The 26,471-nt window shown below is 68.1% G+C and carries 20 protein-coding genes; 9 read left to right on the top strand and 11 right to left on the bottom strand.

The features are described from left to right. Window position 1: 1 nt before the first annotated feature. Both AC07U1_RS01745 and AC07U1_RS01740 read right to left on the bottom strand, forming a co-directional pair. Window positions 2-928, bottom strand: a complete 927-nt coding sequence (locus tag AC07U1_RS01745; protein ID WP_495178723.1) for a hypothetical protein — start codon at window positions 926-928, stop codon at window positions 2-4. After that, window positions 925-1,527 carry an aspartyl/asparaginyl beta-hydroxylase domain-containing protein gene (locus AC07U1_RS01740; RefSeq protein ID WP_495178722.1) on the bottom strand — a complete coding sequence of 201 codons (603 nt, stop codon included), beginning with the start codon at window positions 1,525-1,527 and terminating at the stop codon, window positions 925-927. The genes AC07U1_RS01745 and AC07U1_RS01740 overlap by 4 nt, the downstream gene beginning before the upstream one ends. 195 nt (window positions 1,528-1,722) lie before the next feature. On the opposite strand from AC07U1_RS01740, the gene AC07U1_RS01735 reads away from it, so the two are divergent. From AC07U1_RS01735 to AC07U1_RS01720, 4 genes are read left to right on the top strand one after another with little or no spacing between them, the layout of a single operon-like run. Next, complete coding sequence (locus tag AC07U1_RS01735) at window positions 1,723-2,979, top strand: cupin domain-containing protein (RefSeq protein WP_495178721.1); 1,257 nt, start codon at window positions 1,723-1,725, stop codon at window positions 2,977-2,979. Then, window positions 2,976-3,464, top strand: a complete 489-nt coding sequence (locus tag AC07U1_RS01730) for a lasso peptide biosynthesis B2 protein (protein ID WP_187139008.1) — start codon at window positions 2,976-2,978, stop codon at window positions 3,462-3,464. The genes AC07U1_RS01735 and AC07U1_RS01730 overlap by 4 nt, the downstream gene beginning before the upstream one ends. Then, a complete protein-coding gene (locus AC07U1_RS01725) occupies window positions 3,457-5,187 on the top strand; it encodes an ATP-binding cassette domain-containing protein (protein ID WP_495178720.1) in 1,731 nt (576 codons plus the stop codon). The genes AC07U1_RS01730 and AC07U1_RS01725 overlap by 8 nt, the downstream gene beginning before the upstream one ends. Continuing rightward, window positions 5,184-6,416, top strand: a complete 1,233-nt coding sequence (locus tag AC07U1_RS01720) for a nucleotidyltransferase family protein (protein WP_495178719.1) — start codon at window positions 5,184-5,186, stop codon at window positions 6,414-6,416. The genes AC07U1_RS01725 and AC07U1_RS01720 overlap by 4 nt, the downstream gene beginning before the upstream one ends. Here AC07U1_RS01720 and AC07U1_RS01715 read toward each other — a convergent pair. From AC07U1_RS01715 to AC07U1_RS01695, 5 genes are all read right to left on the bottom strand, one after another. Then, window positions 6,413-7,402 carry a DUF2891 domain-containing protein gene (locus AC07U1_RS01715; RefSeq protein WP_495178718.1) on the bottom strand — a complete coding sequence of 330 codons (990 nt, stop codon included), beginning with the start codon at window positions 7,400-7,402 and terminating at the stop codon, window positions 6,413-6,415. The two genes, AC07U1_RS01720 and AC07U1_RS01715, sit on opposite strands and share 4 nt — an antisense overlap. A 177-nt stretch (window positions 7,403-7,579) precedes the next feature. After that, window positions 7,580-8,518, bottom strand: coding sequence for a DUF979 domain-containing protein (locus tag AC07U1_RS01710; RefSeq protein ID WP_495178717.1), 939 nt, complete (start codon window positions 8,516-8,518; stop codon window positions 7,580-7,582). Next, the gene (locus AC07U1_RS01705; protein WP_495178716.1) at window positions 8,515-9,189 is read right to left on the bottom strand and encodes a DUF969 domain-containing protein; all 675 of its coding nucleotides are present in this window, start codon (window positions 9,187-9,189) and stop codon (window positions 8,515-8,517) included. Before AC07U1_RS01705 ends, AC07U1_RS01710 begins: the two co-directional genes overlap by 4 nt. Before the next feature lie 57 nt (window positions 9,190-9,246). Then, window positions 9,247-12,888, bottom strand: a complete 3,642-nt coding sequence (locus AC07U1_RS01700) for a hydantoinase B/oxoprolinase family protein (protein ID WP_495178715.1) — start codon at window positions 12,886-12,888, stop codon at window positions 9,247-9,249. Further along, the gene (locus tag AC07U1_RS01695) at window positions 12,872-14,518 is read right to left on the bottom strand and encodes a CHASE domain-containing protein (RefSeq protein WP_495178714.1); all 1,647 of its coding nucleotides are present in this window, start codon (window positions 14,516-14,518) and stop codon (window positions 12,872-12,874) included. The genes AC07U1_RS01700 and AC07U1_RS01695 overlap by 17 nt, the downstream gene beginning before the upstream one ends. Window positions 14,519-14,699: 181 nt before the next feature. Between AC07U1_RS01695 and AC07U1_RS01690 the strand changes: the two genes are divergently transcribed. Continuing rightward, window positions 14,700-15,347, top strand: coding sequence for a glutathione S-transferase family protein (locus AC07U1_RS01690; RefSeq protein WP_495178713.1), 648 nt, complete (start codon window positions 14,700-14,702; stop codon window positions 15,345-15,347). A gap of 422 nt (window positions 15,348-15,769) precedes the next feature. Next, on the top strand, window positions 15,770-16,393 hold the full coding sequence (locus AC07U1_RS01685) for a hypothetical protein (RefSeq protein WP_495178712.1): 624 nt from the start codon (window positions 15,770-15,772) through the stop codon (window positions 16,391-16,393). A 343-nt stretch (window positions 16,394-16,736) separates the two neighbouring features. Here AC07U1_RS01685 and AC07U1_RS01680 read toward each other — a convergent pair whose 3' ends face one another. Together AC07U1_RS01680 and bchE are read right to left on the bottom strand one after the other, a co-directional pair. Continuing rightward, a complete protein-coding gene (locus AC07U1_RS01680; RefSeq protein ID WP_187138995.1) occupies window positions 16,737-17,708 on the bottom strand; it encodes a magnesium and cobalt transport protein CorA in 972 nt (323 codons plus the stop codon). A gap of 66 nt (window positions 17,709-17,774) precedes the next feature. After that, window positions 17,775-19,289 (bottom strand): magnesium-protoporphyrin IX monomethyl ester anaerobic oxidative cyclase, encoded by a 1,515-nt coding sequence (gene bchE, locus AC07U1_RS01675; RefSeq protein ID WP_495178711.1) that lies wholly within the window; start codon window positions 19,287-19,289, stop codon window positions 17,775-17,777. Between the two features lie 61 nt (window positions 19,290-19,350). On the opposite strand from bchE, the gene AC07U1_RS01670 reads away from it, so the two are divergent. Then, on the top strand, window positions 19,351-19,722 hold the full coding sequence (locus tag AC07U1_RS01670; RefSeq protein ID WP_495178710.1) for a hypothetical protein: 372 nt from the start codon (window positions 19,351-19,353) through the stop codon (window positions 19,720-19,722). On the opposite strand, the gene AC07U1_RS01665 is transcribed toward AC07U1_RS01670, so the two are convergent. Both AC07U1_RS01665 and AC07U1_RS01660 read right to left on the bottom strand, forming a co-directional pair. Then, the gene (locus AC07U1_RS01665; RefSeq protein ID WP_495178709.1) at window positions 19,723-22,050 is read right to left on the bottom strand and encodes a GH92 family glycosyl hydrolase; all 2,328 of its coding nucleotides are present in this window, start codon (window positions 22,048-22,050) and stop codon (window positions 19,723-19,725) included. It lies immediately after the preceding gene. Between the two features lie 2 nt (window positions 22,051-22,052). After that, window positions 22,053-24,197, bottom strand: a complete 2,145-nt coding sequence (locus AC07U1_RS01660) for a S9 family peptidase (protein WP_495178708.1) — start codon at window positions 24,195-24,197, stop codon at window positions 22,053-22,055. 165 nt (window positions 24,198-24,362) lie between these two features. Between AC07U1_RS01660 and AC07U1_RS01655 the strand changes: the two genes are divergently transcribed. Both AC07U1_RS01655 and AC07U1_RS01650 read left to right on the top strand, forming a co-directional pair. Continuing rightward, window positions 24,363-24,740, top strand: a complete 378-nt coding sequence (locus tag AC07U1_RS01655) for a BlaI/MecI/CopY family transcriptional regulator (RefSeq protein WP_056343909.1) — start codon at window positions 24,363-24,365, stop codon at window positions 24,738-24,740. Next, the gene (locus tag AC07U1_RS01650; protein WP_495178707.1) at window positions 24,737-26,461 is read left to right on the top strand and encodes a M56 family metallopeptidase; all 1,725 of its coding nucleotides are present in this window, start codon (window positions 24,737-24,739) and stop codon (window positions 26,459-26,461) included. The genes AC07U1_RS01655 and AC07U1_RS01650 overlap by 4 nt, the downstream gene beginning before the upstream one ends. Window positions 26,462-26,471 lie beyond the last annotated feature (10 nt).

The following is a 26,471-nucleotide window of genomic DNA, read 5'->3' as shown; positions in this document are numbered from 1 at the left end:
GCTATGGCGTCGGCTGAAGCGCGGGGGCGAGGCCGAAATATTCGATCACCGCATCGGCCATGCCCGCCGGGGTCGCGCCGGTCGCGGGGCGACCGATCGCGACCATGTCGATCGACCCGGCGAGCTTTACCACCGCGTCGAAGCCCCAGGGCTGGAGACCGAGGCCGCGCAGGAATTTCTTGCGATGGACATAGCGGGCGAGCGCTTCGACCCGGTTGCCCATCAGCACGGGGCGCGTCAGGACGCCGGTTCCGCTGTGCGATTGAAGCAGCACCACCGCGTGCACCGGCATCGGGTCTTTGCGAAAGCGGTCGACCGCGACATAATATTTTTCGATATCCTCGCGAACCTGGATCTTGTCGTCGTCGTCACGGTCGAGCAGCGACAGGCTGTCGGTCCACAGCCGCATCGCGGGAAAGGCGGGGATCGCGGTCGCGCCGGCATCGTCGACGGTGACCCCGGTGACATCGTCCGCAAGCATCGTGCAGCCCGCCGCCATCAGCCCGCCGAGCAGCGTCGACTTGCCCGCGCCCGAGCGCCCGATGACGAGGATCGCACCGCTGTCGCTGGCGATCGAGCAGGCGTGCATCGGCAGGATGCGGCGCTGCATCAGCAGCGCCGAAATGCCGGTGCCGAGGATGATCGAGACGAGCGCGGCATCGGTCGCCCCGGCTTCGCGGTCGACGGTGATCGACGTGCCGCCGGCGATCAGCAACCGGCCGATGCCGAAGGCGTGAAACAGGATTTCGCCCGGTTCGGCGCGCCAGTTGCGAAAATGCATCGCCTCGGCCAGCCGGTCGTCGGCGATCGGACCGAGGCGGATCTCGATGTCGATCGGGGCGGCGACATCGCCGGGCAGCAAGTGTGGCAGCGCGAGGTCGGAGCGCAGCGTGAAGCCGTAGTGGCGGTAAAAATGACTCTGGGTCATGCGGTCGTCGCGGCTTCGGCCCCGGCCCCCAATGGCGCCGTCGCGGCGCGGTCGAACACTTCGAAGATGAAGTGGATACGGTCGGCGTCGCCTTCGTTAACCCCGCCGTGCGACGCGATATTGTTGACCTCCCACGCATGGCCGAGGCCGAGATGGTGGCGGTTCGGGCCGCTGAGAAAAAAGGCCCCCGGATTGGTGATCAGCGGCACATGGATCTTGTGGGTGCGCAGGTTCGATCCGGCGCCGTCACGGTGGAGGTCGATTTTCTGCCCGGCCTGGAGCCGCGCGAGCATCGCCTTTGGAAAGGCGGGATCGGCGAAACCATAGGGCCGGATCGCGGCGTCCATCACCGGCTGGAGCAGCGGCCGCCAGACCATCCATGCCGGATTGTCATAATGGTCTTCGGGTTCGCGATTGCCCGGGGTGAAACGGAAGATGATGTGGCGCGTGTGGTGGAAGACCTCGAAGTCATTTTCCTTGCGCGCGTCCTCGCCGGCCCAGACGCGTTCCGAAATCGCGGCGACACGCGCGGCGAGCGCGGTCGCGTCGACCGGGCCGAGGTCGCGGACATTGGCAGGCTTTGTGACGATGACGGCCATGGGATGAAAATTGCCCCCGCAATTGCCGGGTCGTTCTGGCGCGCGTTGCGCCCCGCGACAAGGGTAAAGTCACCCCGATTTCGCTTTGGGACACAGGTGCTTCGCGCCGCAGGGCCGCATTGAACCTTTGGCGCGCGCTGGCTAAGATCGTGGTGGTGCCGGTGGGGACGCGGCCGGACCCGGGGGAGTGTTTCGATGGCGGATCAGGATCAGGGGCAGATGACCCGCGAGGTTGGCGCTTTGCCGTCTTCCGGCGAGGTCGATGCCGCGCCGCCGTCGCTGGCGGCGTTGGTCACCCCGTTGAGCGTCTGCGAATTCCTTGAGGGATATTGGAACCGCGCGTTTCGCGCCTGGCCGGGGCAGGCGGGGCGCTTCGCGGCGCTGATCGGCTGGGACGAGATCAACCATATCCTGGCGACGCAGCGGCTGGAGCCGCCGCGCCTGCAACTGGTCAAGACCGGGAAAAACGTGCCGGCCGAAAAATTCGTCGATATGACGGGGCCGAACCGCCGCCTCGATGCCGGCGCGGTCACCGCGCAGTTGGCGCAGGGCGCGACCTTGGTCTTGAGCTTCGTCGACGAGATGGTGGCGCGGATCGGTGCGCTCGCCGACCGGATGGCGGACGAACTCGGCGTGCGTTGCAACGTCAACCTGTATGCGGGGTGGCGCGCCGACCATGGGTTCGACCTGCATTGGGACCATCACGACGTCGTCATCCTGCAGGTCGCGGGACGCAAGCACTGGCGGGTCCAGCGGCCGACGCGTGACCACCCGGCGCGCGGCGAGACCGTGCCGCCGCCCGCGGAGGGCGATGATCCGGTCCATGACGCGATATTGGAAGAGGGCGCGATCCTCTATATCCCGCGCGGCTGGTGGCATGTCGCGACCCCGGTCGACGAGCCGAGCCTGCACCTGACGATCGCGCTGTCGCCACCGACGGGGCAGGATTATATGCGCTGGCTGGTCGGCAAGGCGACCGGATCGCCGCTGTTCCGTGCCGACTGGCCGGCGGCGCGCGGCGCCGAGGCGACCGCAGCCTATTGGCGAGACCTGGGCGAAGCGATGCAGGCGCTGCACGCCGCGCATCCGCCCGAAGCCTTTCTGGCCGAGCAGCGCGCGGCGCCGGTGGCGCGCCCGGTCTTCACCCTGCCGCAGTTCGCGGCGGGCAAGATGGCGCGGATCGGCGGCGACAGCCGGCTGCGCATCGCGAGCCGGCGCGCCTTCGCGGCGGTTCGCGATGCGGTGAGCGGCGACCATGGGATCGAGATCGGCGAGCACTTCTTTCCGTGCAGCGTGGCGGTCGGTGCGGTGCTCGGGCGGCTGTCGAGCGACGGCGATGTTGCCTTCGACGCGCTCGCCGCCGGGCTGGACGACGCCGCGCGGCGCGAACTCGAGCAATTGCTGATCCGGCTCAATGCGGCGGGATATTTGTTCGTCGACCTCGGCGCATGACCGGGCGGATCGCCCTTGCGCGGCGCAAGCTGGCGAGCGCGTGGCGGCTGGGCGGGCGGCGCGGGTTGCTGGTCGCCGAGGCGAGTATATTGCTGCTCGGCGCGCGGATCGCGGTTGCGACGCTGCCCTTTCGCCGCGTCGCACGCTGGCTCGGTACGCCGGTTTCGCCGGGCGCGCTGGTACCGCCGGCGCCGCGCGAACGCCCCGACGATGCCGCGACGATGGTGAGCTGGGCGGTGCGCTTTGCCGCCGGGCGCCTGCCCGTCGAGGCGGTGTGCCTGCCGCAGGCGATCGCGGCGCGCGCGATGCTGAAGCGCCGGGGGATCGCGGCGACGCTGCACCTGGGGGTGTGGCGCGACCACCGCGAGGCGGTGAAGATCGATCCCGATACGCCGCCCGCCCATGCCTGGCTCGACGCGTCGGGGCAAAGAATCGCCGGTTATCCGGTCGATCCGGCGCTGATCGAGGTGGCGGCCTTTGTCTGAACCCGTGGCTTCGATCCGGCCGCGCGCGCTGCTCGGCGCGATGCTGGCGAGCGCCGACCGGCGCCAGCTGGTCGTGGTGATGGCCTTGATGATCGCCGCGGCGCTGACCGAGGGGGTCGGCATCATGATGCTGGTGCCGATGCTGGCGCTGGTCGACGCCGGCGGCATGCGCGCGCCGGGGCGGGTCGGCGAGCTGCTGCACGGCCTGGTCGGCACGGTGTCGCTGGGGCAGGTCGTGCTGGTCTTCCTCGCGCTGCTGTTGCTGCGCGCTTATGTAAAACATGCGCAGACGATGAAGGCGCTCGAACTGCAGCACATGCTGGTCGACCGGATGCGCGAGAGCCTGTTCGCGGGGCTGGTGTCGGCCGAGTGGCGCTGGCTGGCGACGCGGCGCGCATCGGATCATGCCAGCCTGTTGATCACCGACATCGGGCGGATCGGGGCGGCGTTCCAGCAATTGATGACGCTGGCGGCGACGCTGGTGACCGCGATCGCCTATCTGGCGGCGGCCTATCTGCTGTCCTGGCAGGTGGCGCTGGTGGCGACGCTGGGCGGGGCGCTGATCCTGTTCGGTTTTGCCGGACACCGGCGCCGCGCGGTGCAACTCGGGCGCTTGCTCGGCGGCGCGAACAAGGGGTTGCAGGCCGAGATCGTCGAAGGGTTCGACGGGGTGCGGATCACCAAGATGCTGGGCGGCGAGGCGCGCCAGCGCGCGCGCTTTGCCTCAGTGCTCAGGACGCTGCGCGGGCAGCAGATCGATTATGCGGCAAGCGCGAGCCACGGGCGCATCGCGCTGCAACTGGGCGGCGGGGCGTTGCTGGCGGCGCTCGTCTATGTCGGGTTGGCGGTCTTGAAACTGCCTCTGGCGGCGATGCTGCCGATCCTGCTGGTCTTTGCACGGCTGGTGCCGATGCTGGGGGTGATCCAGCAAAGCTGGCACAGCTGGCTGCACGCCGCGGCGGCGATGGCCGAGACCGAGGCGCTGCGCCGCGAGACGGCGTCGGTGGCGGAAGCCGGCGCGCCCGCCGATGCGCCGCCGCTGGCGCTGGCGCGCGCGGTGACGCTGCGCGGCGCGGGTTTCACCTATGCCGGGCGCGAAGGTGCCGCGTTGCACGAGATCGACCTGGTGCTGCCGGCGCGCACGACGACGGCGATCGTCGGGCCTTCGGGCGCGGGCAAGAGCAGCCTGGCCGACATCCTGATGGGGCTGCTGTCGCCCGACACGGGCGAAATGCGCGTCGACGATGTCGTCATCGCGGGACCGACGCGGCAATTGTGGCGGCGTTCGGTCGCCTATGTCCAGCAGCAGCCCTTCCTGCTCGGCGGCAGCATCCGCGACAATCTGTTGTGGGCGGCGCCGGAAGCCGAAGAGGCGGCGTTGCGCGCGGCGCTGGCGAAAGCGTCGGCCGATTTCGTCTTTGCGCTGCCGCGGGGGATCGACACGCTGGTCGGCGATCGCGGGCAAACATTGTCGGGCGGTGAGCGCCAGCGGATCGCGCTGGCGCGGGCGCTGCTGCTGTCGCCCGAACTGCTGGTGCTCGACGAGCCGACGAGCGCGCTCGACCCCGCGAACGAGGCGGCGATCCGCAAGGCGATCGCCGGACTGCACGGCGCGGTGACGCTGGTGATCATCGGGCACCGGCAGGCCATGCTCGACCTGGCCGACCAGTTGGTGCGGATCGAGGACGGGCGGGTCGTACCCCGGGCGGAGGCGGCCGAATGACGGCGCGCGCGGGGCTGGCGCGGCTGTTGCTCGACATGCTCGCCGATGTGCGCGGCGCCGACCGCGCGATGCTCGCGGCGCTGTCCGACGCCGAATGGGAGGTGATCGGGGACATGGCGAAACAGCACCGGCTGGCGTCGCTGCTCCACCGCCAGATGGCGGGGCGCGGGAGCGACTGGCCGGTGCCCGAGACGCTGAAAGCGCGCTGGGCGCGCGGATGGCTGGCGGCGGCGGCGCGGGCGCTGGCGATGCAGCAGGCGCTGGGCGAGGTGGGCGCGCTGGCCGGGCACGCGGGGCTGGACTATGCGGCGTTGAAGGGCGCCTGGCTTGCCTGGCAGGCCTATCCGCAGCCGGCGCTGCGCCCGATGCGCGACATTGACCTGCTGCTCGGCGAGGCGGATGCGGTGCGCCTGTACGCGGCGATGATCGCGGCCGGGGCGGTGCCGGGGCCGGTTTCGCATACGCCGATCGACTATGCGCGCGCGCATCACAAGCATCTGCCGCCACTGCACTGGGGGCCGCAAAAGGTGGCGTTCGAACTGCACTGGCGGCTGACCAACCCGGTCCCCGGTGAGGATCGCGACGCGGTCGCGGCGACGACGGCGGGGCTGCTGGCGCGGGGGGTGCGGGCGAAAGCCGGGCCGGTCGAGATCGCCTATCTCGATCCGACCGACACCCTGCTGCATCTGGTCGTCCATGCGGCCTATGGCCGCCAGCCGTTCGACACCGGGCCGCAGGTGCTGTGCGACCTCGCCGCCGCGATCGATACGGCGGCGATCGACTGGCCGCGCTTCTGGGCCGATGCGGCGGCGCAGGGACGGACGGGTGGTGCGCGGCTGCTGTTCGCGCTGATGGCGAAATATATGGGCGCGCGGGTGGTTGATGATCCCGATCCGGCGCCGCTGCCCGAGCGGCTGGTCGCGGCGGCCGAGGCGCTGATGCTGCAGGACATGGGCGCGCGCGCCGAGCGCGGTTTCGCGACGCAGATCGCCGAGGCGGGGGGCAAGCGCGGCAAGGCGGCCTTTGCCTGGGGCCGCGCCTTTCCGCCGCGGCATATCGTCGCGCACTATGCGGGCGTGCCGGTCGACAGCTGGCGTGTGTGGCCCGCTTATCCGGTGCGTATGGCCGATCATGGCTGGCGCTGGCTGGTCCAGCGCGGCGGCGACGCGATGGACGCCGAGGTCGCCGACATGCGCGCGATGCGGCGCTGGCTGGGTACGGGCGGCTAGAGCCCGTCGAGCGCGAGCAGCGCGAAGCTCGCGAGCCAATGTTCGCCCATATAGTCGCCGGTGACGTGCGGGAGCGCGGCGTCGAGGTGGTGCCGCGCCGCGGCTTCGGCGGCGGGACTGACGGGGTGCGCGGGGCCGAGCGCGCTCGCAATCGCGCGCCAGCACCAGGCGCGGCTGAGATTGAGGCCGTCGAGATGCGCGATCTTGCCGTCGCTGCGATCGGAGACGGTGGCGGGGGTGAACAACGTCGCGGGCTGCTGCCCGGCGGCGCGGGGCAGGAAGGCGTCGAACCATGCGGCGAAATCATCGCCAAGGACGACCGACATCATATGCGCTTCGGTGAGTGCGGAGGAAAGGAATTCGTCGCCGCCGGGTTCCCATGCCTGACAGTTGCGGTCGCCACCGAACCAGTCGCGGGCGCGGGTGTCGATCAGGGCGACGAGATCGGCGTCGCGGGCTTCGGCCCAGTGGCGCGCGAGGAGCAACGCAAAGCTAATGTTGAAATGGGTGCCGACGCGCAGCGGATAGGTGAGCTTGGGCAGGAAGGCGTGGAAGCGCTGCGCGAAGGCGAGCGCGAGCGGTGCGAGCGCGGCGGCCCAGGGGGCGTCGTGACGTTCGGCCTCGGCGTGGAGCGCGAGGAGCCAGGCCCAGCCGTAGGGACGTTCGAAGCCGGTCGCGGTGGCGCGCGCGAGATAGACGAGTTCACCCGCGACCTTGTCGGGCACGAGCATCGCATCGGCGCGGGCGCGGATGTCGGCGGCGATCGGAAGATCGGGGAAGCGGCGCGCGAGGCGGAGGATCTGCCACCAGCCGTGGACGCAGCTGTGCCAGTCGAAGCTGCCGTGGAAGATCGGATGGAAATCGCGCGGGGGCCGGGCGTCCTCGGGGCCGGCAAGGACATGGTCCATCTTGTACGGATATTCGCGGCCGAGGTGCGACAGGGTGGCGGTCGCGAAGCGGGCGGCGTGGTCGGGGGTGAGGTGCATGCGATCCTCTTATCCGTTTGCATCGAGCGAAGTCGAGACGATCCTCCCCACGCGAAGCGATGGGGAGGTGGCAGCGGCGTAGCCGCTGACGGAGGGGTAATGGCGCTGACGTATAACCCCTCCACCACGCCCTACGGGCGCGGTCCCCCTCCCCAACGCTTCGCGATGGGGAGGATCTTAGAAAGCAAACAGGTAGATGAAGACGATGTTCACGCCCAGCAGCGGCAGCGCGGTGCCGATCTGCGCCCTGATTACCCCATAGGGGTTTTTGAGTTCGAGCAAGGCGGCGGGGACGAGGTTGAAGTTCGCCGCCATCGGGGTCATCAGCGTGCCGCAGAAGCCCGCGAGCATGCCGATCGCCGCGACCACCGCGGGGTCGCCACCGTACTGCTTGATGAGCAAAGGCATGCCGACCGCCGCAAGCATTACCGGGAAGGCGGCGAAGGCGTTGCCCATCACCATGGTGAAGAGCGCCATACCGAGTCCGAAGGCGAGCACCGCGCCGAACAGGCTGCCCTGCGGAATGGCGGTGCCGATCAGCCCGCCGACGACGTCGCCGACGCCCGCGAGTGCGAAGACCGCGCCGAGGCTGGCGAGCATCTGCGGCAGGATCGCCGCCCAGCCGACCGAGTCGAGCAGGCGGCGGCCCTGTTGCAGCGGGAGCAGGGCGGGCGGTTTGAGACGCGCCATGCCGACCGCGAGCGCAATCAGCACCCCGATCGCGAGCGAGATGAGCGTCGCCTGCTTGGGATCGGCGAGGCCGGGAATTTCCTTGAACAGAAAAGTCCCGACGAGCGCGACCACCGGGATGATCAATGCGACGAGGAGGAGGAAATTGCCGTATTTCGTGGCGCGTTCGGCCTGCACCTCGGCAGGAACTTCGCCGCCGGGCGCGCGGCCGATCTGTCCGGCGCCGGCGATGGCGACGAGCGCGAGGACGAGCAGCCCGTTGTAGAAGTCGCCGAGCCGGTCGCCCGCGAGCATCGACAGCGCGAGCAAGCCCCAGAAGGCGGCATTGCCGAAACGCTTGGGGTTGCTGCGATCGAGGGCACCGAGCGCGGCGAAGAGCGCGAAGGTGAGGCCGGCGAGGATATAGACGTGGCCGAGCGTGATCATGCGCCGCGCTCCGCCGGTGCGGCCATGCGCCGTTCGAGACGGCGAAGCCGGAAGCCGTGGATCAAGAAGGCGGCGATGGCGGTCGGGATCGCCCAAAGCGAGAAGTGCAGCGGCTCGATGACATAGCCATAGCCTTCGAGCACGCCCTTCATCAGCAGGATCGAGCCGATCGCGAGGAAGATGTCCTCGCCGAAGAACAGGCCGACATTGTCGGTGGCGGCCGAATAGGCCTTGATCTCCTCGCGCTGGTCATCGTTGAGCGCGGGATTCTGCGCGTCGGCGGCGGCCTCGGCCATCGGGGCGACGAGCGGACGCACGGTCTGCGCATGGCCCGCGACCGAGGTGAGGCCCGCCGCCGACATCGCCTGACGCAGCAGCAGATAGCCGGTCAGAAGGCGCCCCAGCGTCGCGCCCCTCATCCGGGCGATCAGCGTGCGGGCATGTTGTTGCAGACCATAGGCTTCGAGCAGGCCGATGACGGGCAGGACGATCCAGATGATCGAGACATAGCGCGTGTCGTTGAACGCCTTGCCGAAGGCGGCGATGATCGCGGTGACGTCGAGCCCTGCGGCAAGACCGGTCGCGAGCGCCGAGGCCATGATGACGAGCAACGGATTGAAGCGGAGTAGGAAGCCCGCGATGATGATCAGGATGCCGATCAGGACGAGCATGATCGATATCCTGTCATCCCGTCATCCCCGCGTGGGGTAGACCGCGCTGTCGTCACCCTATCTCTCCCCTGTTTTCCCATAGCCGCCGCCGCCCGGCGTTTCGATCACGAACGCGTCGCCCGCTCCGAGATCGGCGCTACCCGTCGCGGCGAGCATCTCGACCGACCCGTCGGCGCGCTCGATCCAGTTTTGTCCCGGTGCGGCATCGTCGCCGCCCGCGAGCCCACTGGGCGCGATCCTGCGGCGGTTCGCGAGGATGTTCGCGGTCATCGCTTTGCGAAAGCGGATGCGACGGGTGGCGCCGTCGCCGCCCCGCCATTGGCCCCCGCCGCCCGAGCCTTTGCGGATCGAGAATTCCTCGACGATGACGGGGAAGCGCATTTCCATGACTTCGGGGTCGGTCATGCGGCTGTTGGTCATATGCGTCTGGATCACCGACGTGCCGTCGAAGCCGGGGCCCGCGCCCGAACCGCCGGCGATCGTTTCATAATATTGGTAGGCGTCGTTGCCGAAGGTGAAATTGTTCATCGTCCCCTGCGCGGGCGCCATCGCGTTGAAGGCGGCGAACAGCGCGTCGGTGATGACCTGGCTGGTCTCGACATTGCCCGCGACGACCGCGGCGGGATAGCTGGGGCTAAGCATCGAATCCGCGGGGACGATCAGGGTAACGGGGGCGAGGCAGCCCTCGTTCATCGGGATCGGGTCGTCGAGCATCGTGCGCAGCACATAAAGAACCGCGGCGCGGACGACCGGCAGCGGCGCGTTGAAATTGTCGGGCAGGGTCGCCGACGAGCCGGTAAAGTCGATGGTGACATGGCGCGCGGTGCGGTCGACCCGGACCGCGACGACGACCTCGGCGCCATTGTCCATCGCGTAGCGGAAGGCGCCGTCGTCGAGGCGGGCGATGAGCTGGCGGACCGCCGCTTCGGCCTGCGCCTGGCCGTGCGCCATATAGGCGGCAACGGTGGCGGTGCCGTGCGCGGCGGAAAGGTCGGCAAGCGCGCTGGCGCCGCGCTGGCACGCGGCGACCTGCGCCTTCAGATCCGCGATGTTGAGCGCGGGGTTGCGCGCGGGGAAGGTGCCGTCGACCAGATGCGCGGCAACCTCCGCGTCGAGGAAATTGCCGTCGTCGACGATGAGTATGTTGTCGAAGAGAATACCCTCGTCTTCGATGCTGCGGCTGTCGGGGGGCATCGATCCCGGCGCGATGCCGCCGAGGTCGGCGTGATGGCCGCGCGCGGCGACGAAAAAGGCGGGGGCGTCGGCTTCCTCGACGAACACCGGCATGATGACGGTGATGTCGGGGAGGTGGGTGCCGCCGTCGTAAGGGGCGTTGAGGGCGTAGGCGTCGCCGCGACGGAGGCCGCGGCCGTCTTTGGTCCGTTGGCGCAATATGGTGCGGACGCTTTCGCCCATCGAGCCGAGATGCACTGGCATGTGCGGGGCGTTGGCGACGAGGCGGCCCTCGCCGTCGAAGATCGCGCAGGAGAAGTCGAGCCGCTCGCGGATGTTGATCGACGAGGCGCTGTGCTGGAGCGCGCCGCCCATTTCCTCGGCGATCGCCATGAACAGGCTGTTGAAGATTTCGAGGCGGATGGGGTCGGGGGTTGCGGGGTCAGTGCTCCCCGGCGGAAGCCGGGGCCCAGACGGCGCGCTGCCGTGCGCGTTTTCGGTTGCGCTGGGCCCCGGCTTTCGCCGGGGAGCACTAGAGAGCCTGAGCGTTCCTTCTGCCTCTACCGTCGCATTCCACCCCGGCTCGACCACCGTCGTCGCGAGTGCGTCGATGATGATCGCGGGACCGGTGACGGTGCGGCCGGGGGCGAGGGCGTCGCGCTGGTGGAGCGGGACGTCGTGGCGGGCTCCGGCGAGCCAGGCGGAGACGGTTTCGGGCGGCGTTTCCTCGGATGCAGCGGGCGGCGAAATCGCGGCGGGGGTATCACCCGCCTCGGTCAGTTCGACGCGGATGCGGTCGACGACGAGATTGGCGTGCGGGGCGTAACCGAAGCGCTGGCGGAAGGCGGCGGCGAAGGCCTGCGCCACGTCGGCGGGCGGCGCGAGCGGGAGTTCGATCGCATTGTCGCTGTCGGCGAGGCGGACGAAGAGCAGGGTTTCCTGGGTCGTTTGGGCGTCGGGGGCGAGGTCGGCGCGGGCTTGCTGCGCTAGCTCGGTTTCGACCTCGGCGAGCGTCGCGGCGCATCGGGCGTCGAGCGTCGACCCCAGCGTGCGCTCGCGGATTGCCGAGGGCCGGGCGAGGCCCATGCCATAGGCCGAGAGCACCCCCGCGAGCGGATGGAGCAGGATTTCGTCGACGCCGAGCGCGTCGGCGACGAGGCAGACATGCTGGCCCGCGGCGCCGCCGAAGCCGACAAGACTATAGCCTTCGGTCACGTCATGGCCGCGCGCGATGGTGATGCGCTTGATCGCGTTCGCCATCTGCTGGACTGCGATTGCGAGCAGGCCTTCGGCGAGAGCTTCGGGAGCGAGGCCGACGTCTTTCGCCATGGCGGCGAATTTTCGGGCGACCACGTCGCGGTCGAGCGGCTGGTCGCCTGCGGGGCCGAAGAGTTTCGGGAAATGATCGGGCTGGATCTTGCTGAGCAGCACATTGCAGTCGGTGACGGTGAGCGGCCCGCCGCGACCATAGGCGGCGGGACCCGGGTTGGCACCGGCGCTTTCGGGGCCGACGAGCAGGCGCGCGCCGTCCCAGCGGCAGATCGAGCCGCCGCCCGCCGCCACGGTGTGGATGCGCAGCATCGGGGCGCGGATGCGGGTACCCGCGACGATCGTTTCGTTGTCGCGCTCGAGGCGGCCGGCATAATGGCTGACGTCGGTCGAGGTGCCGCCCATGTCGAAGCCGATGAGGCGGGTCTTGCCCAAGGGGGCGGCGCTGCCGACCATGCCGACGATGCCGCCCGCGGGACCCGAGAGGATCGCGTCGCGGCCGTGGAAGGCGCTGGCCGAGGCGAGGCCGCCCGAGCTTTTCATGAATTGTGGTTCGACGTCGTCACCGAGTTGGGCGCAGAATTGATCGACATAGTGGCGCAGGACGGGCGAGAGATAGGCGTCTGCGAGGGTCGTGTCGCCGCGGCCGACCAGCTTGATCAGCGCGCTGACGTCGTGGCTGGTCGAGATCTGCGTAAAGCCGGTTTCGCGCGCGATTTCGGCGAGGCGCAGTTCGTGCGCCGGATAGCGATAGCCGTGGATCAGGACGATCGCGATGCTGGCGAGACCGGCGTCACGGGCGGCCCGCAGCGATGCGCGCGCGGCATCCTCGTCGAGCGGGGTCAGGATGCTTCCGTCGGAGCCGGTGCGTTCGGCGATCTCGGCGACCGCGGCATGCGGCGGCGGGATGCGGTCGAGCCGCCGCGCGAAGAGGTCGGGGCGGTCCTGGTAACCGATAGTCAGCGCGTCGCCGAAACCGCGGGTGATCGCGAGCAATGTCGGTTCGCCCTTGCGTTCGAGCAGCGCGTTGGTCGCGACGGTCGAGCCCATGCGGATCGCGAGCGGCGGCAGCGCGCCCGTGCCGGCGCCGGTCAGGTCGCGGATCGCATTGGCCGCGGCGTCACCGGGGCGCGCGGGATCCTCGCTCAGATATTTGGCGGTGACGACCGCGCCGTCCGGCGACCGCGCGACGACATCGGTAAAGGTGCCGCCGCGATCGATCCAGACCTGCCAGTCGGCGTCAGTCCGCGATGTCACGGTCGGGCCAGCGGATGGTGATCGAGAGGCTGTGGTCGGCGGCGCTGCGGTTCCAGCTGCCCTTGAGCTGGCGTTCGATCAGGGTTCGGATGAACTGGGTGCCGAAGCTTTCGGTGTCAATCTGCGGGGTTTCGGGAAGGCCGCTTTCGACCCAGTTGAGTTCGATATCCTCGGCCGCACGGCGCCAGCCGACGGTGAGTTCGCCCTTGCCGGCGAGCGCGCCATATTTGATGCTGTTGGTGACGATTTCATGCACCGCGAGCGAGATCGCCTGCGCCGCTTCGTCGTCGAGGCGGACGTCGGGGCCGGTGACGTCGTCGGACGCCCGGCCGGTGGTTTCCAGTTCGCGGCGGATGATCTGGCCGAGGTCGACGGTGTCGACGGCGCCAGTGACGAGCATCTGTTTCGCATCGGACAGCGCGCGCATGCGGCCGTCGAACTTGGCCTCGAAATCCTGAAGGTCGGTCGATTCGCGCAGCGTGATCCGCGCGAGCGCCCCGATCCGCGCGAAGGCGTTTTTCATCCGGTGCGCCATTTCGCCGATCATCAGTTCGCGATCCTCGGCATGGCGCGCCTTTTCCGCGGCGAGCGCCTGGGCGGCGTCGATCCGGCGGCGCTGGACGCGGTGGAGTTGGGTCGCGAGCACCGCGAGCGCGAGGCCGAACAGGAAGATGCCGAGCGGCCGCCCGAGCCGGTCGATGAAGCGGCCATAGGAAATGCGGATGATCCATTGCCGGTCGGCGACGTGCAATTTCTGTTCGTGCGCGTCCCAGCCGATCGTGCCGTGGCTGAAGACGAGCGGCGCCGACGGACCCTCGCCGGCGCGGACCTCGATGCCATCGACGCCCTTGAGCTGTTCGCCGAGCACCGCCTTCATCATGTCCTCGGTGCGGAAGGGGGCGTAGACGAACGCCTCGACCGGCCGCGCGTCACCCATCGTCGCGATGATGGCGGTGGTGGAGGGAACGGGGACATCGCCGGTGTCGGCGGGTTCCAGTGCCGTGCGTTGCCGCGCATAGACGGGGACGTAGACGAGGAAGCCCGGCTGTTTGACCTTTGACACGCGTTCCTGCGCGAGGTGGACGATGCCGCTGGCGGCGGGGCGTCCGGTCTGCCAGGCGCGGCGCATCGCCTCGCGCCGGGTCGCTTCGCTGTACATATCGAAGCCGAGCGCGGCGTTGCGGCGCGGCGTATAGGGTTCGACGAGGACGACCGCGAAGCCGATCTTGCGGGGGCTGGTGGCAGGCCAGATCGCGATGTCGCGGCCGTAGTTGAGGCGCAATTGCGCCACCGCGGGGGCCAGGTCGTCGCGGCGGACCGCGGCGGCGATGCCGACCCCCTCCATGCCCGGCGCCTGCACCTGCGGCTGCAGCGCGGCGAGATAGGCGCGGATGCCGGGACCGCTGGCGGCGGTGTCCGACTGATACAGCGCGCGGACGCCTTCGAGCACCGCGATATGGTCGCGCAGCCGCATATTGACCTGCGTCGCGACGCGGCTGGCCTGGTCGGCCTCCTGCGACTGGTTGTAGAGGAAGCTGGCGGCGGCGGCGATCAGGGTGGCGACAAGGATCACCAGCCCGACGAAACGGACCAGCAGCCCTATCAGCCGATCTGCCCAAACCGAGCGCATGCTCTTGTTATTTTCCCGTGGTTTATCGCTGAGCCCGGCGCCCCTGTGGCCGCAATATTCCCACGCGGACGGGCGCTTAGCAAGCGCAATGTCGCGCCTATGCACCCGCCGCGGCGATGGTTGCGGTTTATGCCCTTTGGCGTAAGACAGGCGCGATGGAGAAGAACAGGGGAGCGGTCGGATGATCATTTACGGTTCGTTGGTGTCGCCTTTCGTGCGCAAATTGCTCGCCTATCTCGGCGAGAAAGGGATCGACTTCGAACTGAAAGGGGTGGGGATCGGCGATCCCGATCCGGGGTTCCGCGCCGCCTCGCCGCTCGGCAAGATGCCCGCGATGGACGATGATGGCTTCATGCTCGCCGATTCGAGCGCGATCATCCAGTATCTGGAGGCGAAACATCCCTCACCCGAACTGATCCCCGCCGACCCGCAGGCGCGCGGACGGGCGATCTGGTGGGAGGAATTCGGCGATACGGTGTTCGCGGCGTGCAGCGGCAAGATGTTTTTCAACCGCATCGTCGCGCCGAAATTCCTGGGCCGTGAAGGCGACCTCGCCGCGGCGGCGCTCGCCGAGAGCGAGGAGTTGCCGAAGCTGCTCGACTATCTGGAAAGCGCGATCCCCGCGTCGGGTTTCCTCGTCGGCGACCGGCTGACGCTCGCCGACCTCGCGGTGGCGTCGCCGCTGATGAATTTCCGCCATTGCGGCGCGGTCGTCGATGCGGCGACGCACCCGAAGATCGCGGCATGGAGCGAAGCGATCCTGTCGCGGCCGAGCATGGCGCCGTGGGTCGCCAAGGAAGAGCGGATGATGGCGAAGGTGCTCGCCTGAGCCGATGCGGACGCGGGCGAGCATTTGCGCGCGCAAGGCGCGTTATGCTTCGGCCGAAGAGGCGATAGCCGCAGCGCGGGCCAGCGGGCTGGTGCTGCGAGCCTATCGCTGTGACCGGTGCGCGCGGGTTCATTTGACGAGTCGGACCAAGGGGAAGTGGGTGCCGAAGGCGGCGGATTCAGGTGATTGGCGATGACCGCCAATGACCGTGAGTGGTCGCACGTCCGGATAACTGAAGATTGGCGGGCGCGATCCAAAGGGGCCACCTCGCGCTCCAATGTCCTCGCTTCCCGCGACAGGCGCCGACCAGCAACGGACGCCGCGACACAGCGCGCAGGTGACGCTCCGATATTGGGTGATTGCCTTGATTGATGTCATATGCTTTCGTCCGATCCGGAGCGCCATTCGAAACGGGGGAAGCAATGACGGTTTTGAACACCAGTTCGGTGTCAGTGAATCTGGCGGATGTGACGACCGTCCGGATAAAAAACAGTCTTTGGGCGTACGTGCCAAAAACGGTGTCAGTCATCATTCTGCTCTTCGCGCTTTTCATGATCGCGAACCTCGGAGGTGCAATCCTCGGTGGCTTCCCCGCCAATGCATCCATTTGGGAGCGCATCGGCGGGACGCTGTTCTTTCTCTTCTTCATCGGTGTCGCACTTGCCGTGGGTTTTGCCGCAATCAAGATACTTACCTCCGACGATGTTGACGAGGGGGATTTGACGATGCTCCGATGGGTTATCGGAATTGCGGCGGTTTTAGGCCTTTCGGGCGCGGCGTTCAGCTTCAACTCCGTGGAGACAATTCAACAGACGGGCGGCTCATTCGGAAATGACGCGGTCCGATTGGAATATATCCAGTCGCTCCAAACGAACGCCACCATCCAGGTTCTGACGGTCTTTGTCCTTGTCCTTTCCATCCTCTCACTTGGCTTGGTCGGTCGAAAGGACGTCTACCTCACCAGGGCCAGTGGGACCGAGAAGGTCGGCAACCTGAGCAGAGAAGACGCCATCATGATAAAGAACGCTGCACGGAATGCGGGGTAGGCGCTGATCCAGTTCAATGCACCTTGCCGAGAACGGGGCAGCATTAGCCCGACCGCAACCGAACGTTAATTTGGGCTTGGCTGACCACGGCTGACGAAGGGCTAAGCCGGACGTCGCCTCTCAAACAAATTTTGGGGTTAACCGCTATCGGCGGCGGAATTGCAGCACAACAATTTGGCCGGATGGGGCTCCCAAGCGATCCTGGGTTCCCATCAATGGCGGGGGCAATTTTCGCATTTGCGACATTGCCGGGCGGCGCGAGACGAGCAGCGCGCCGCCCTTTTGGTTCCAAGCCACCATTCGGTTCAGGCTCGCGACGGCGGCTTTCCACCCTCCAGCCGCGTTACAGCCAGCCGATATGCTTGAAGCGCCAGAAGACGAGCGCCGAGCCGCCGAAAATCAGCCCGAGCGCGAAGGGGTAGCCGAGCTGCCAGTCGAGTTCGGGCATGAATTCGAAATTCATGCCGTAGATGCCGGCGATCGCGGTCGGGACCGCGAGGATCGCGGCCCAGGCGGCGAGCTGGCGGGTGATGACGCCCTGGCGCTGCTGTTCGAGCATCGAATTGGTCTCGATCACCGAGGCGGTGACGTCGCGCAGCCCGGTGAGGCGGAATTCGGCGCGCTGGACATGGTCCCAGATGTCGCGGAAAAAGGGGCGCACCGCGTCGTCGATGCCGGGCAGCTCGTCGTCCCCCGCGAGGCGCCAGGCGACGTCCTTCATCAGCCCGACGATGCGCTGGAAACGGATGACCTCGTGCCGCTGGGCATAGAGATGGCGGATTTCTGCGGCGTCGAGCGGGGTATCCATCACGCTTTCCTCGACGAGCAGCAGCCGGTCCTCGATCGCGTCGATCACCGGGAAATAGCCGTCGACGATGAAATCGAGGATCGCATAAAGGACATAGTCGGGGCCGTGCGCGAGCTTCGCGGGCAGGGTTTCGAGCCGCGCCCGCACATCGGTATGCGCGCGCGCCGAGCCGTGACGGACGGTGACGATGAAATGGCGGCCGACGAAGATCGCGGTCTCGCCCGACTGGATCGTATCGCCCTCGCGGTTGCCGGTCGCGGCGATGACGAAAAGCTGGTCGCCATAGACCTCGACCTTGGGCAATTGCTTCGCCTTGAGCGCGTCCTCGACGGCGAGCGGGTGGAGGCCGAAGCGCTTGGCGATGCCCGCGAGTTCCTCCGGCGTCGGCTCGAAAAGGCCGAGCCAGTAGAAATCGCCGTCGTCGCAATCCTCGGGGATGATGTCGTCGGGGCCGAGCTCGCGGACGAGCAGGCCTTGGTTGTAGTGGCGGGCGGCCATGATCGGCATCGGCGGGACTTCCTTGCGAACCTGCGCCCTCCATAGGCCGCTGCGCGATGAAGGGAAGGGGGTGCGTCAGGCGGCGCGCGGGACGCGTTCGACGACCATAGACTCCTCTTCGGCCTCCAGCGTCGCGCCGGAAAATTCGGCGAGGGTCCGGCCCTTGTCGCGGGTGCGGTCGCGGAAGAGGAAGCCGAAGATCTCGTGGAACCAGACGCGGCGGCCCATGCGGTAGTACCAGCGGACCGCGTGGCGGATCTTCGGGTCGGGGTTCCACGCCCAACGGCGCAGCGAGCGGGGGCGAAGCTGCGCCGCCGCCTCGATCGCCTTGACCCACAGGAAGAGGCGCCAGGGCGGCATGCGGTCCATGCCGAGCACCTGATGCTTGTAATCCCATTTGGTGCGGTCGTCCTGCACGACGCGGCGGTCGCGAGCGAGCGAGAAGAAGGGGGTCCAGCGATGCGGGGTCACGTAAAGCGCCTGAATCTGGTCGGGGTCGTAATCGATCAGCTGTCTGAGACCGTGCCAGAGGTCGCGGTCGCTCTGGTCCGAAAAGCCCGCGACCCAGGTCGCCATCGAGAGGATATTATGCTGGCGGAGGAGGCGGATCGCTTCGCGGTCGGCGGCGATAGTGCCGCCCTTGCGGATCAGCTTGAGTGTCGCCTCGTCGGTATTCTCCATGCCCATCAAAAAGCGTTCGAAGCCCGCTTTCTTGTAGAGATGGAGGATGTCGGCGTCGCGCACGATGTCGTCGGCGCGGGTCGAGCCGACGAGGGTGACCGAGATATTTTCGGCGATCAGCGCTTCGAGAAAGGCCTTCCAGGGTTTGCGCCCGGCGCTGGGGTTTTCGTCGGCGAAGTTGAACACCTCGACGCCATGGTTGCGGTGGAGATGCGCGATTTCGGCGGCGAGTTTCTGCGGGTCGCGGTGGCGCCAGCGGGTCCAGAAGCCGCGCTGGCCGCAATAATTGCACAAATGCGGGCAGCCGCGCGAGAATTGGATCACGACCGCGCGCTTGCCGCCCCAATAGGAGTAACGGCTATGGTCGATCAGCTCCCAGCCGATGCGGTGGGCGTCGAGGTCGTTGATCGCGGCGGCGGGGGGCGTGGCGATGGCGCGGCCAGCAGGGTCGCGGAAGGCGAGGCCGCGGATCGCGTCGATCGGCGCTTGCGCGCGCAGCGCCGCGAACAGCGCGGCGCCGGTCGCCTCGCCCTCGCCGCGCACGATGATATCGACATGGGGGTCGGCGGCGAGGATGTCGCGCCAGTGATAGGTCGGGTGGACCCCGCCATAAACGATCGTCGCATGCGGAAGCGCGGCGCGGATCATCGCGGCGATCGCGGTGATGATCGGTTGCGCCGAGGATGATCCCGAATGGCCGAAGAGCACGGCTTCGGCCGCGAAGGCGGCGATGTCGGCGGCGAGGGTTGCCAGCGGCACGGGGCCGAATTCGCCGTCGAACAGGCGCACCTCATGCCCGTCGTCGATCAGCGGCCCGCCGACGCAGAGCAGCCCGAGCGGCGGGAGCTGTTCGTCGGGAATACGGCTGCCGATCGCGGGATGCGGGACGTTGACCAGGGCAATGCGCATCGACCGTTCACTCCATCGGGTTTGGCCGGTATATCAGCGCATTGGCGAAGCGCGAGGGGATATGATGAACAGGGACGCGTTGCTGGTCCGTTACCGGGTGATGAGCGACACAAGGCTGCATTTCAGCCGGCTCTATTTTGCCGTGGTCGCTTTTTCGGTTCTGCTTACGGTCGCGCTTTGGGCGCTGTTTCCGGTGCCGCGTGCGTTGGTCGCGATCGGGCTGGTGCCGGTGGCGGGGGCGTTCGTCGCCCAGCGGCTGCTGCTGCGCGAGCGGTCCGCCTTTGCGGCGATGACGGCGGCGTGGCGCGAATTGAACGGCGAGGCGGAGCCGGCGGGAGTGCGGTCGGCTCCGGGGGCGATGGCGCTGGTGCTGATCGGCGAAGTTATCGCCGGGCTGGCGCTCGTTGCGATGGGCATGGCGGCGCTGCTCTGATCATTTGTCGGCGGTCGACATCGAATAGGGCCGGGCCTCCGCCGCTTTGCCCCACGACTTGTTCGGCGCCGGCTGCATTGTGAAGCGTAACGTGCCGCCGGCGCGGATTTCGGCATCGGCGATCCAGCTGCGCGCGAGCGGCTTGCCGTTGAGTTCGACCTTGCCGACATAGGGGTTGGCGTCCGACAGCCCGACCGTCTCGACGGTGAAACGCTTGCCGCCCGGCAGCGTCAGCACCGCGCGGTCGACGAACGGCCGGCCGATGATATATTGGTTCGACCCCGGCGCGACAGGGTAGAAACCGAGGCCGGTGAAGACGAGCCACGCCGACATCTGGCCGAGATCGTCGTTGCCCGACAGGCCGTCGGGGGTCAGTTTATACTGGCTGTCGACGATCTGCTTGAGCCGTTCCTGCGTGCGCCAGGGCGCCCCGGCATAGGCGTAGAGATAGGCGACGTGATGGCTCGGCTCGTTGCCATGGATATATTGGCCGATGAGGCCGGCGATATCCTCGGCATGGCTGTAGTCGAGTTTGCTGTTGTCATAATCGAACATCGCGTCGAGCTTGGCGATCGCCTTCGCGTCGCCGCCGAGGGTGGCGAAGAGCGCGGCCTGATCCTGCGGGACGAACCATGAATATTGCCAGGCGTTGCCCTCGGTATAATCCGACCCATAGTTGATCGCGGTGGGATCGAAGGGGGTGCGGAAGCTGCCGTCCGATTTGCGCGCGCGAAGCCAGCCGGTCTTGGCGTCGAAGCTGTTCCGCCAAGAACCGGCGCGTTTGTAGAAGCGGTCGGCGATGTCGGTGCGGCCCATTTTCTCGGCCATGCGGGCGATGGTCCAGTCGTCATAGGCATATTCGACGGTCTTTGACGCCGCCTCGGGCTCGCGGTCGATCGGGACGTAGCCGCGCGTCATATAGTCGCCGAGGCCGCCATAAGGCGCATAGTCGGCGCTCGCGACCATCGCGTCGAGCGCGTCGTCGGCGCCGAAATCGCCAAGGTCCTTCATATAGGCGTCGGCGATCACCGGGACGGCGTGATAGCCGATCATCGTCCAGGTCTCGCGCCCGTGGAATTGCCAGACCGGCAAGATGCCGTGCGGGCTGTGCCGCTGGCTGGCGAGCAGCGAGCGGACGATATCGGTGGTGGTTTGCTCGGGCTGGACGAGGGTGAGCAGCGGATGCTGGGCGCGGAAGGTGTCCCAGAGCGAAAAGGTCGAGCGGACGGTGAAGTCCTTGGCGACATGGACTTGGTCGTCGGGACCGCGGTAGCGGCCGTCGACGTCGCTCCACACGCTGGGGGCGAGCAGGCTGTGGTAGAGCGCGGTGGTGAGGTTTGTGCGCATCGGCGCGGGCGCCTCGATGGTGAGCCCGCCGAGCGCTTTGCGCCATGCACCCTCAGTGCGGGCGCGGACGGCGTCGAAGTCCGCTCCTTCCGCGTCGAGATTGGCGATCGCGCCAGCCTCGTCGACCCCCGAGAGCGCGACGCGGACTTCGAGCGGGCCGCGCAATTCGCCGAAGTCGAAGCGCGCTTCGAGCGCCTTGCCGAGCTTTTCGGCGAGCGCGTCGCTGCCGCGGCCCGGGCCCTGGAAACCCTTGTACGGAATCTTGCCATCGCGATCGATGAAGGCGTGGCCGAACAGCGGGTGCGAGAAGCGCATCGCGAAATAGAGCTTGCGCCCCGGCGCCCAGCCGCGGGTCTCGCGGAAACCGGTGATCGAGCCGTCGGCATGGCGGCGGAGCCCCGACCAGAGGATCTTGCCCGGATAATCATAGAGCGACGAGCGGAGGTCGAGGAGGAGATGCGCTTCTTGCCCGGCGGGGAAACTATAGCGGTGGACGCCGACGCGGGTGCCGGCGGTGAGTTCGGCGCGGATCCCGCTGTCGGCGAGGGTCACGGCGTAGTAGCCGGGGCTGGCGGTTTCGGTGGCATGGTCGAAGCGCTGGCGATAGCCCGAGCCGGGCCGGTTGGGATCGCCGGGATCGAGCTTGACCTCACCCACCTGCGGCATGACGAGAAAATCGCCGAGGTCCGAATGGCCGGCGCCCGAAAAATGGGTGTGGCTGAACCCCTGGATCGTCGGGTCGTGGTAGCTGTAGCCCGCGGCATGCGCGTAACAGTCACGAATCTGGCACGTCGTGTCGGTGTCGGGCGACAGCTGGACCATGCCGAACGGGGCGGTGGCGCCGGGGAAGGTGTGGCCCTCGGGTCCGGTGCCGATCATCGGATCGACGAAGGTCAGGATATCGGGCGCGGGTTCCTCGGCCGCGCCCGGAATCGCCAGCACCGCGAGCAGCAGCGCGGCGGTGGTGGCGAGGCGTTTCATGCTCATTCGCCCGCCGGCCGGGTCCATCCCTTCTTATATTTCTCGAACCAGGCGAGGATCGCCGCGGCCTTGGCCGCCGATTGCGACGGGCGCGCGGCGATGCCGCCGTGGCTGGCGCCGGGAACCTTGATCAAGGCGGTGGGGACGCCGCGCAGGCGCAGCGCGGTGTAATATTGTTCGGACTCGCTGACCGGGGTGCGATAATCTTCGGCGCCGACGACGACCATCGTCGGGGTCTCGACATGGCCGACGAGCGAGAGCGGCGAGCGCGCCCAGAACAGCTCGGGCTTTTCCCACGGCATCGCGCCGAGCCAGTAGCGGCCGAAGAAGGCGGGGCCGTCGGCGGTCAGCGCCTGGGTCGTCCAGTTGATCACCGGTTTCTGCGTCACCGCCGCCTTGAAGCGGCTGGTCTTGCCGACGATCCAGCTGGTGAGCACGCCGCCGCCCGAGCCGCCGGTGACGAACAAAGCGTCGGGGTCGGCGATGCCGAGCGCGATGGCGCGGTCGACGATGCTGATGAGGTCGAAATAATCATTGCCCGGATAGGCCTTGTCGATCTCGTTCGCGAAGGCGGCGCCATAGCTGGTCGACCCGCGCGGGTTGGCCGAGAGCACCACGTAGCCGGCGGCGGCATAAAGCTGGTTGTCGGTCGAAAAATGCGGGCCATAAGCCGCGAAAGGCCCGCCGTGGATTTCGAGGATCAGCGGCACCTTGGTGCCCGCGACATAGCCGGGGGGCAGGGTCAGCCAGCCTTCGATCGCCTTGCCGTCGTGGCTCGACGGGGTGGTGATCTTGCGGACCTCGCCGAACGCCTTGACGTCGCGCAAGCTGCGGTTGAGGTCGGTGAGGATGCGGGTTTTGCCGGCGCTCGCCAGCTGAACTTCGGCGGGGCGGGTGGCGGTGCCGCCGGTGAAGGCGATCGCGTCGCCGTTCGAGACCGAAAAGCTGCCGCCGGTGTAGGGGCGGTCGAGTCCACCGCCCGACAGGCCGGAGGCGACGGTGCGCACCGAGCCGTCGAGGCCGATGCGTGCGACATGGGTTTCGCCATGGTCGTCATATTGGACATAGACGCCGCCGCTGTCGGCATCCCAGAGGATCGCGTCGGCGCCAAAGTCCCAGTTGGCGGTGAGGCTGCGGCGGCCCGAGCCGTCGCGGTTCATCACATAGAGTTGAGTGTTTTCATAAGCGCGCAGATTGTCGTCGAAACCGAGCCAGGCGATCTTGCTGCCGTCGGGCGAGACGACGGGATTTCCGTCGGGGCCATTGCGGTCGGTCAGCGCGGTGACGCCGCCGCTCGCGACGTCGAGCGCGTAGATTTCGCCCTCGACCGGGTCATTTTCCCAATCGGGTTTGCGGTTGGCGCCGAAATAGAGGGTGCGGCCGTCGCGCGACCAGCTGAGCGGGCCGCCGTCGTGATAGGGGCCGAAGGTCAGCTGGCGCGGGGCGCCGCCGGTGGCTGGGACGGTGAAGATCTTCTCGAACCCCGGCTCGATATACCCCTCGCCGTCGGCGCGGTAGGTGAGCAGGTCGCGGACCTCGAGCGGCTCGGCCCATTTCGCGCCTTCGGGCTTGTTCGCGGGGGCCTTGCCGAATTTCGGCCCGTCGTCCTTGACGAGCATCGTGTAGGCGATCGACTTTCCGTCGGGCGACCATGCGAGGCTCGACGGGCTGGTCGGCAGACCGGTCAGCCGCACCGCTTCGCCGCCGTCCATCCAGCGGACCCAGAGTTGCGCGCTGCCACCCTCGGCCGAGGCATAGGCCAGCCGCTTGCCGTCGGGCGACCAGCGCGGCGAAAAGGCGCCGCCATTCTGGCCGGCAATCGCGACTTCCTCACCGGTCGTCGTGTCGATCAGCCAGATCGCGCTGGCCGCCTTGTCCGACATGATGTCGTTCGCGCGCCGGACATAGACGATGCGCCGGCCGTCGGGGCTGATCTGCGGATCGGAGGCGATCGCGAGGTCGAACAGATCCTCGCCGGTGAAGCGATGCTGCGCCCCGGTGCGCGCGCTGCCGGTGGCCGAGGCCGACATGGCAGGGGGTGTGTTCGGGGTTGCGGTCGCGGCGGGGGCGGGGGGAGCGTCCTGCGCGGCGGCGGATTGCGCGGCGAGAGCAAGAAGGCTCGCCCCGAGGATCGCGAGTTTACGCATAGATATCATGCCCCTTGTTCGACTGGATGGCGCGGGTCTGAACCTTAAGCGGCGGGTGGTCAACCGGGTGCCCGAACGGCGACGTGTATTATGCGAATAAAACCCCTTGCCAAGTCGGCGCTACAAATGTAGCACGCTACAAATGTAGCGCATGAGGTGATTCGAATGCTGTCCAGTCTGCCCCCGCGGGAACGCGAGATTGTCGATATTCTGTACGAGCGCGGTGCCTCGACGGTGACCGAGATCGGCGACGCGATGCCCGATGAACTGTCGGGCTCGGCGATCCGCGCGATGCTGAAGCGGCTCGAGGCCAAGGGCTTCGTCGCGCGCGAACATTCGGAGCGTGGCTTCCTCTATGCGCCGAGCGTGCCCGAAAAGGCGGCGAGCAAGTCGGCGCTGGGGCAGGTGGTGCGCGTCTTCTTCAACGGATCGGCGACGAGCGCTGCCGCGGCGCTGCTCGGCATGCAGGACGAGATGAGCGGATCCGAACTCGACGAACTGGAAAAACTGATCGCGCAGGCGCGCGAAGGGAGGGCGAAATGATGCTCGATGCCAACATGCTGCTGGGCTTTGCCTGGAAATCCGCCGCGATCGCCGGCGCCACGCTGTTGCTGCTGCGCCTCGCGCGGTCGCGCTCGTCGGGCGAACGGTCGATGATCGCGCACAGCGGGCTGTTCGCACTGCTCGCGCTGCCCGCCGCGATCCTGTTGATGCCGCAATGGGCGCCGCTGCCCGCCGCATGGTTCGCAAACGCGGCCCCGGTGGCGCTGGCTGCGGGCGACCTTTCGACAACGGGGGGACCGGTGGCCGACCTGGCCGCCCCCGCCGCGACGTCAGTCCCTGTCGCGGCGGGGGCGACCGGGTCGCCGCCGGTCGTATTGCCATCGCTGGGGGATATTGCCCCCTTTCTCTATGCGGTCCCGCTCGTCCTGCTGTTTGGAGTGATGCTGCTCGCGGTCGTCCGCCTGTTCGCGATGCGCGGCCGCGCCGAGGTGCTGGTGCAGCCGTCGTGGCTGTCGGCGCTCGCCGAGGCGCAGCGCCGCATGGGCTTCAAGCATGGCACCGCGCTGCTGGTGAGCGAGGAATTGCGCTCGCCGATCAGCTGGGGCGTGCTGCGCCCGACGATCGTGCTCAGCCCGAAGGCGGTCGCGGCGACCGGCGAGGCCGAGGCGATCATCGCGCATGAACTGGCGCATGTCGCACGGCTCGACTGGGCGAAACTGCTCGGCGCGCGGGTCGCCTGTGCGGTGTTCTGGTTCAATCCCTTTGTATGGATGCTGGCGCGCGAGAGCCACCAGCTCCGCGAGGAAGCCGCCGACGATGCGGTGCTGATGGCCGACATCGACGGCCCCGACTATGCGACGCTGCTGGTCGGCGCGGCGCGCCACGACAATAAGGCCGTATTGCTGGCGGCGCATGGCGTCGCACCCGCCAAGAGCAGCCTGAAGCGGCGGATCACCCGCGTGCTCGACGGCAGCCTGAAGCGCGGTCCGGCGAGCGGCGGCTGGATGCTCGGCAGCCTGATGCTGCTGGTCGGGCTGACGGTGCCGCTCGCCGCCTTTTCGGCGACCGCACCCGAAGCGCGGCAGGCGGCGGAAGAGGCTCGCGCCGTCGCGGTCGCATCGCGCGAAACCGCCCGGGCGTCGGCGCGGACGGCCGTCGCTGCCCAGGCCGTCGCCGAGAAGGAGGCCGAGGCCGCCGCGGCCGGCAAGCCGCTGACCCCCGAGCAGCTGATCAGCATGCGTGCGGTCGGCGTGACCCCCGAGGACGTCCGCCAGATGCAGGACGAACGCTGGTCGGTCGATGCCGACGATGTGATCGCGGCGAAGGCGAGCGGGGTCGACAGCGCCTATATCGGCCAGATGCGCCGGTTGTTCCCCGGATCCGACGTCGGCGACATGATCGGCGCCGCGTCGGTAGGGGTCGATGCCGCCTATGCCCGCGAAATCCAGTCCTATTTCCCCGGCGTCGGCCTCGACGACCTGACCGGGATGCGCGCGATGGGGGTCGACGGCGCCTATATCCGCGAGATGCGCAAGGCCGGTGTGGTGCTGCGCACCCCCGACGATGCGATCGCGTTGCGCGCGGTGTCGGCGCCGCGGCGACCCTTTGTCGCGAAGGGGCCGAAGGGCGGCAAAGGCGACAAGGCGGCGACGGTGCGGGTCGGCCCCGGCGGGGTGATCGAGGCGCGGTCGGCCGACGGCCGGGTCGCGCGGATCGAAATCCCGGAAGCGCCGCAGCCGCCGGAACCGCCCGAAGATTGATCCCCGGACT

It is taken from the genome of Sphingopyxis sp. GW821-FHT02C12, assembly GCF_059421785.1.
Note: the sequence above shows the minus strand (reverse complement) of the source record. Positions and strands in the feature narration are given on the sequence as shown.

Coding starts and splice junctions, on each gene's coding strand:
- bchE (WP_495178711.1), bottom strand. CDS start 19,289: ATGCGCATTGCCCTGGTCAACGTCCCGCATCCCGCGATCGGCAGCCGT.
- AC07U1_RS01685 (WP_495178712.1), top strand. CDS start 15,770: ATGACGGTTTTGAACACCAGTTCGGTGTCAGTGAATCTGGCGGATGTG.
- AC07U1_RS01740 (WP_495178722.1), bottom strand. CDS start 1,527: ATGGCCGTCATCGTCACAAAGCCTGCCAATGTCCGCGACCTCGGCCCG.
- AC07U1_RS01660 (WP_495178708.1), bottom strand. CDS start 24,197: ATGCGTAAACTCGCGATCCTCGGGGCGAGCCTTCTTGCTCTCGCCGCG.
- AC07U1_RS01690 (WP_495178713.1), top strand. CDS start 14,700: ATGATCATTTACGGTTCGTTGGTGTCGCCTTTCGTGCGCAAATTGCTC.
- AC07U1_RS01680 (WP_187138995.1), bottom strand. CDS start 17,708: ATGCCGATCATGGCCGCCCGCCACTACAACCAAGGCCTGCTCGTCCGC.
- AC07U1_RS01745 (WP_495178723.1), bottom strand. CDS start 928: ATGACCCAGAGTCATTTTTACCGCCACTACGGCTTCACGCTGCGCTCC.
- AC07U1_RS01705 (WP_495178716.1), bottom strand. CDS start 9,189: ATGCTCGTCCTGATCGGCATCCTGATCATCATCGCGGGCTTCCTACTC.
- AC07U1_RS01715 (WP_495178718.1), bottom strand. CDS start 7,402: ATGCACCTCACCCCCGACCACGCCGCCCGCTTCGCGACCGCCACCCTG.
- AC07U1_RS01695 (WP_495178714.1), bottom strand. CDS start 14,518: ATGCGCTCGGTTTGGGCAGATCGGCTGATAGGGCTGCTGGTCCGTTTC.
- AC07U1_RS01720 (WP_495178719.1), top strand. CDS start 5,184: ATGACGGCGCGCGCGGGGCTGGCGCGGCTGTTGCTCGACATGCTCGCC.
- AC07U1_RS01655 (WP_056343909.1), top strand. CDS start 24,363: ATGCTGTCCAGTCTGCCCCCGCGGGAACGCGAGATTGTCGATATTCTG.
- AC07U1_RS01670 (WP_495178710.1), top strand. CDS start 19,351: ATGATGAACAGGGACGCGTTGCTGGTCCGTTACCGGGTGATGAGCGAC.
- AC07U1_RS01710 (WP_495178717.1), bottom strand. CDS start 8,518: ATGATCACGCTCGGCCACGTCTATATCCTCGCCGGCCTCACCTTCGCG.
- AC07U1_RS01735 (WP_495178721.1), top strand. CDS start 1,723: ATGGCGGATCAGGATCAGGGGCAGATGACCCGCGAGGTTGGCGCTTTG.
- AC07U1_RS01650 (WP_495178707.1), top strand. CDS start 24,737: ATGATGCTCGATGCCAACATGCTGCTGGGCTTTGCCTGGAAATCCGCC.
- AC07U1_RS01730 (WP_187139008.1), top strand. CDS start 2,976: ATGACCGGGCGGATCGCCCTTGCGCGGCGCAAGCTGGCGAGCGCGTGG.
- AC07U1_RS01665 (WP_495178709.1), bottom strand. CDS start 22,050: ATGAAACGCCTCGCCACCACCGCCGCGCTGCTGCTCGCGGTGCTGGCG.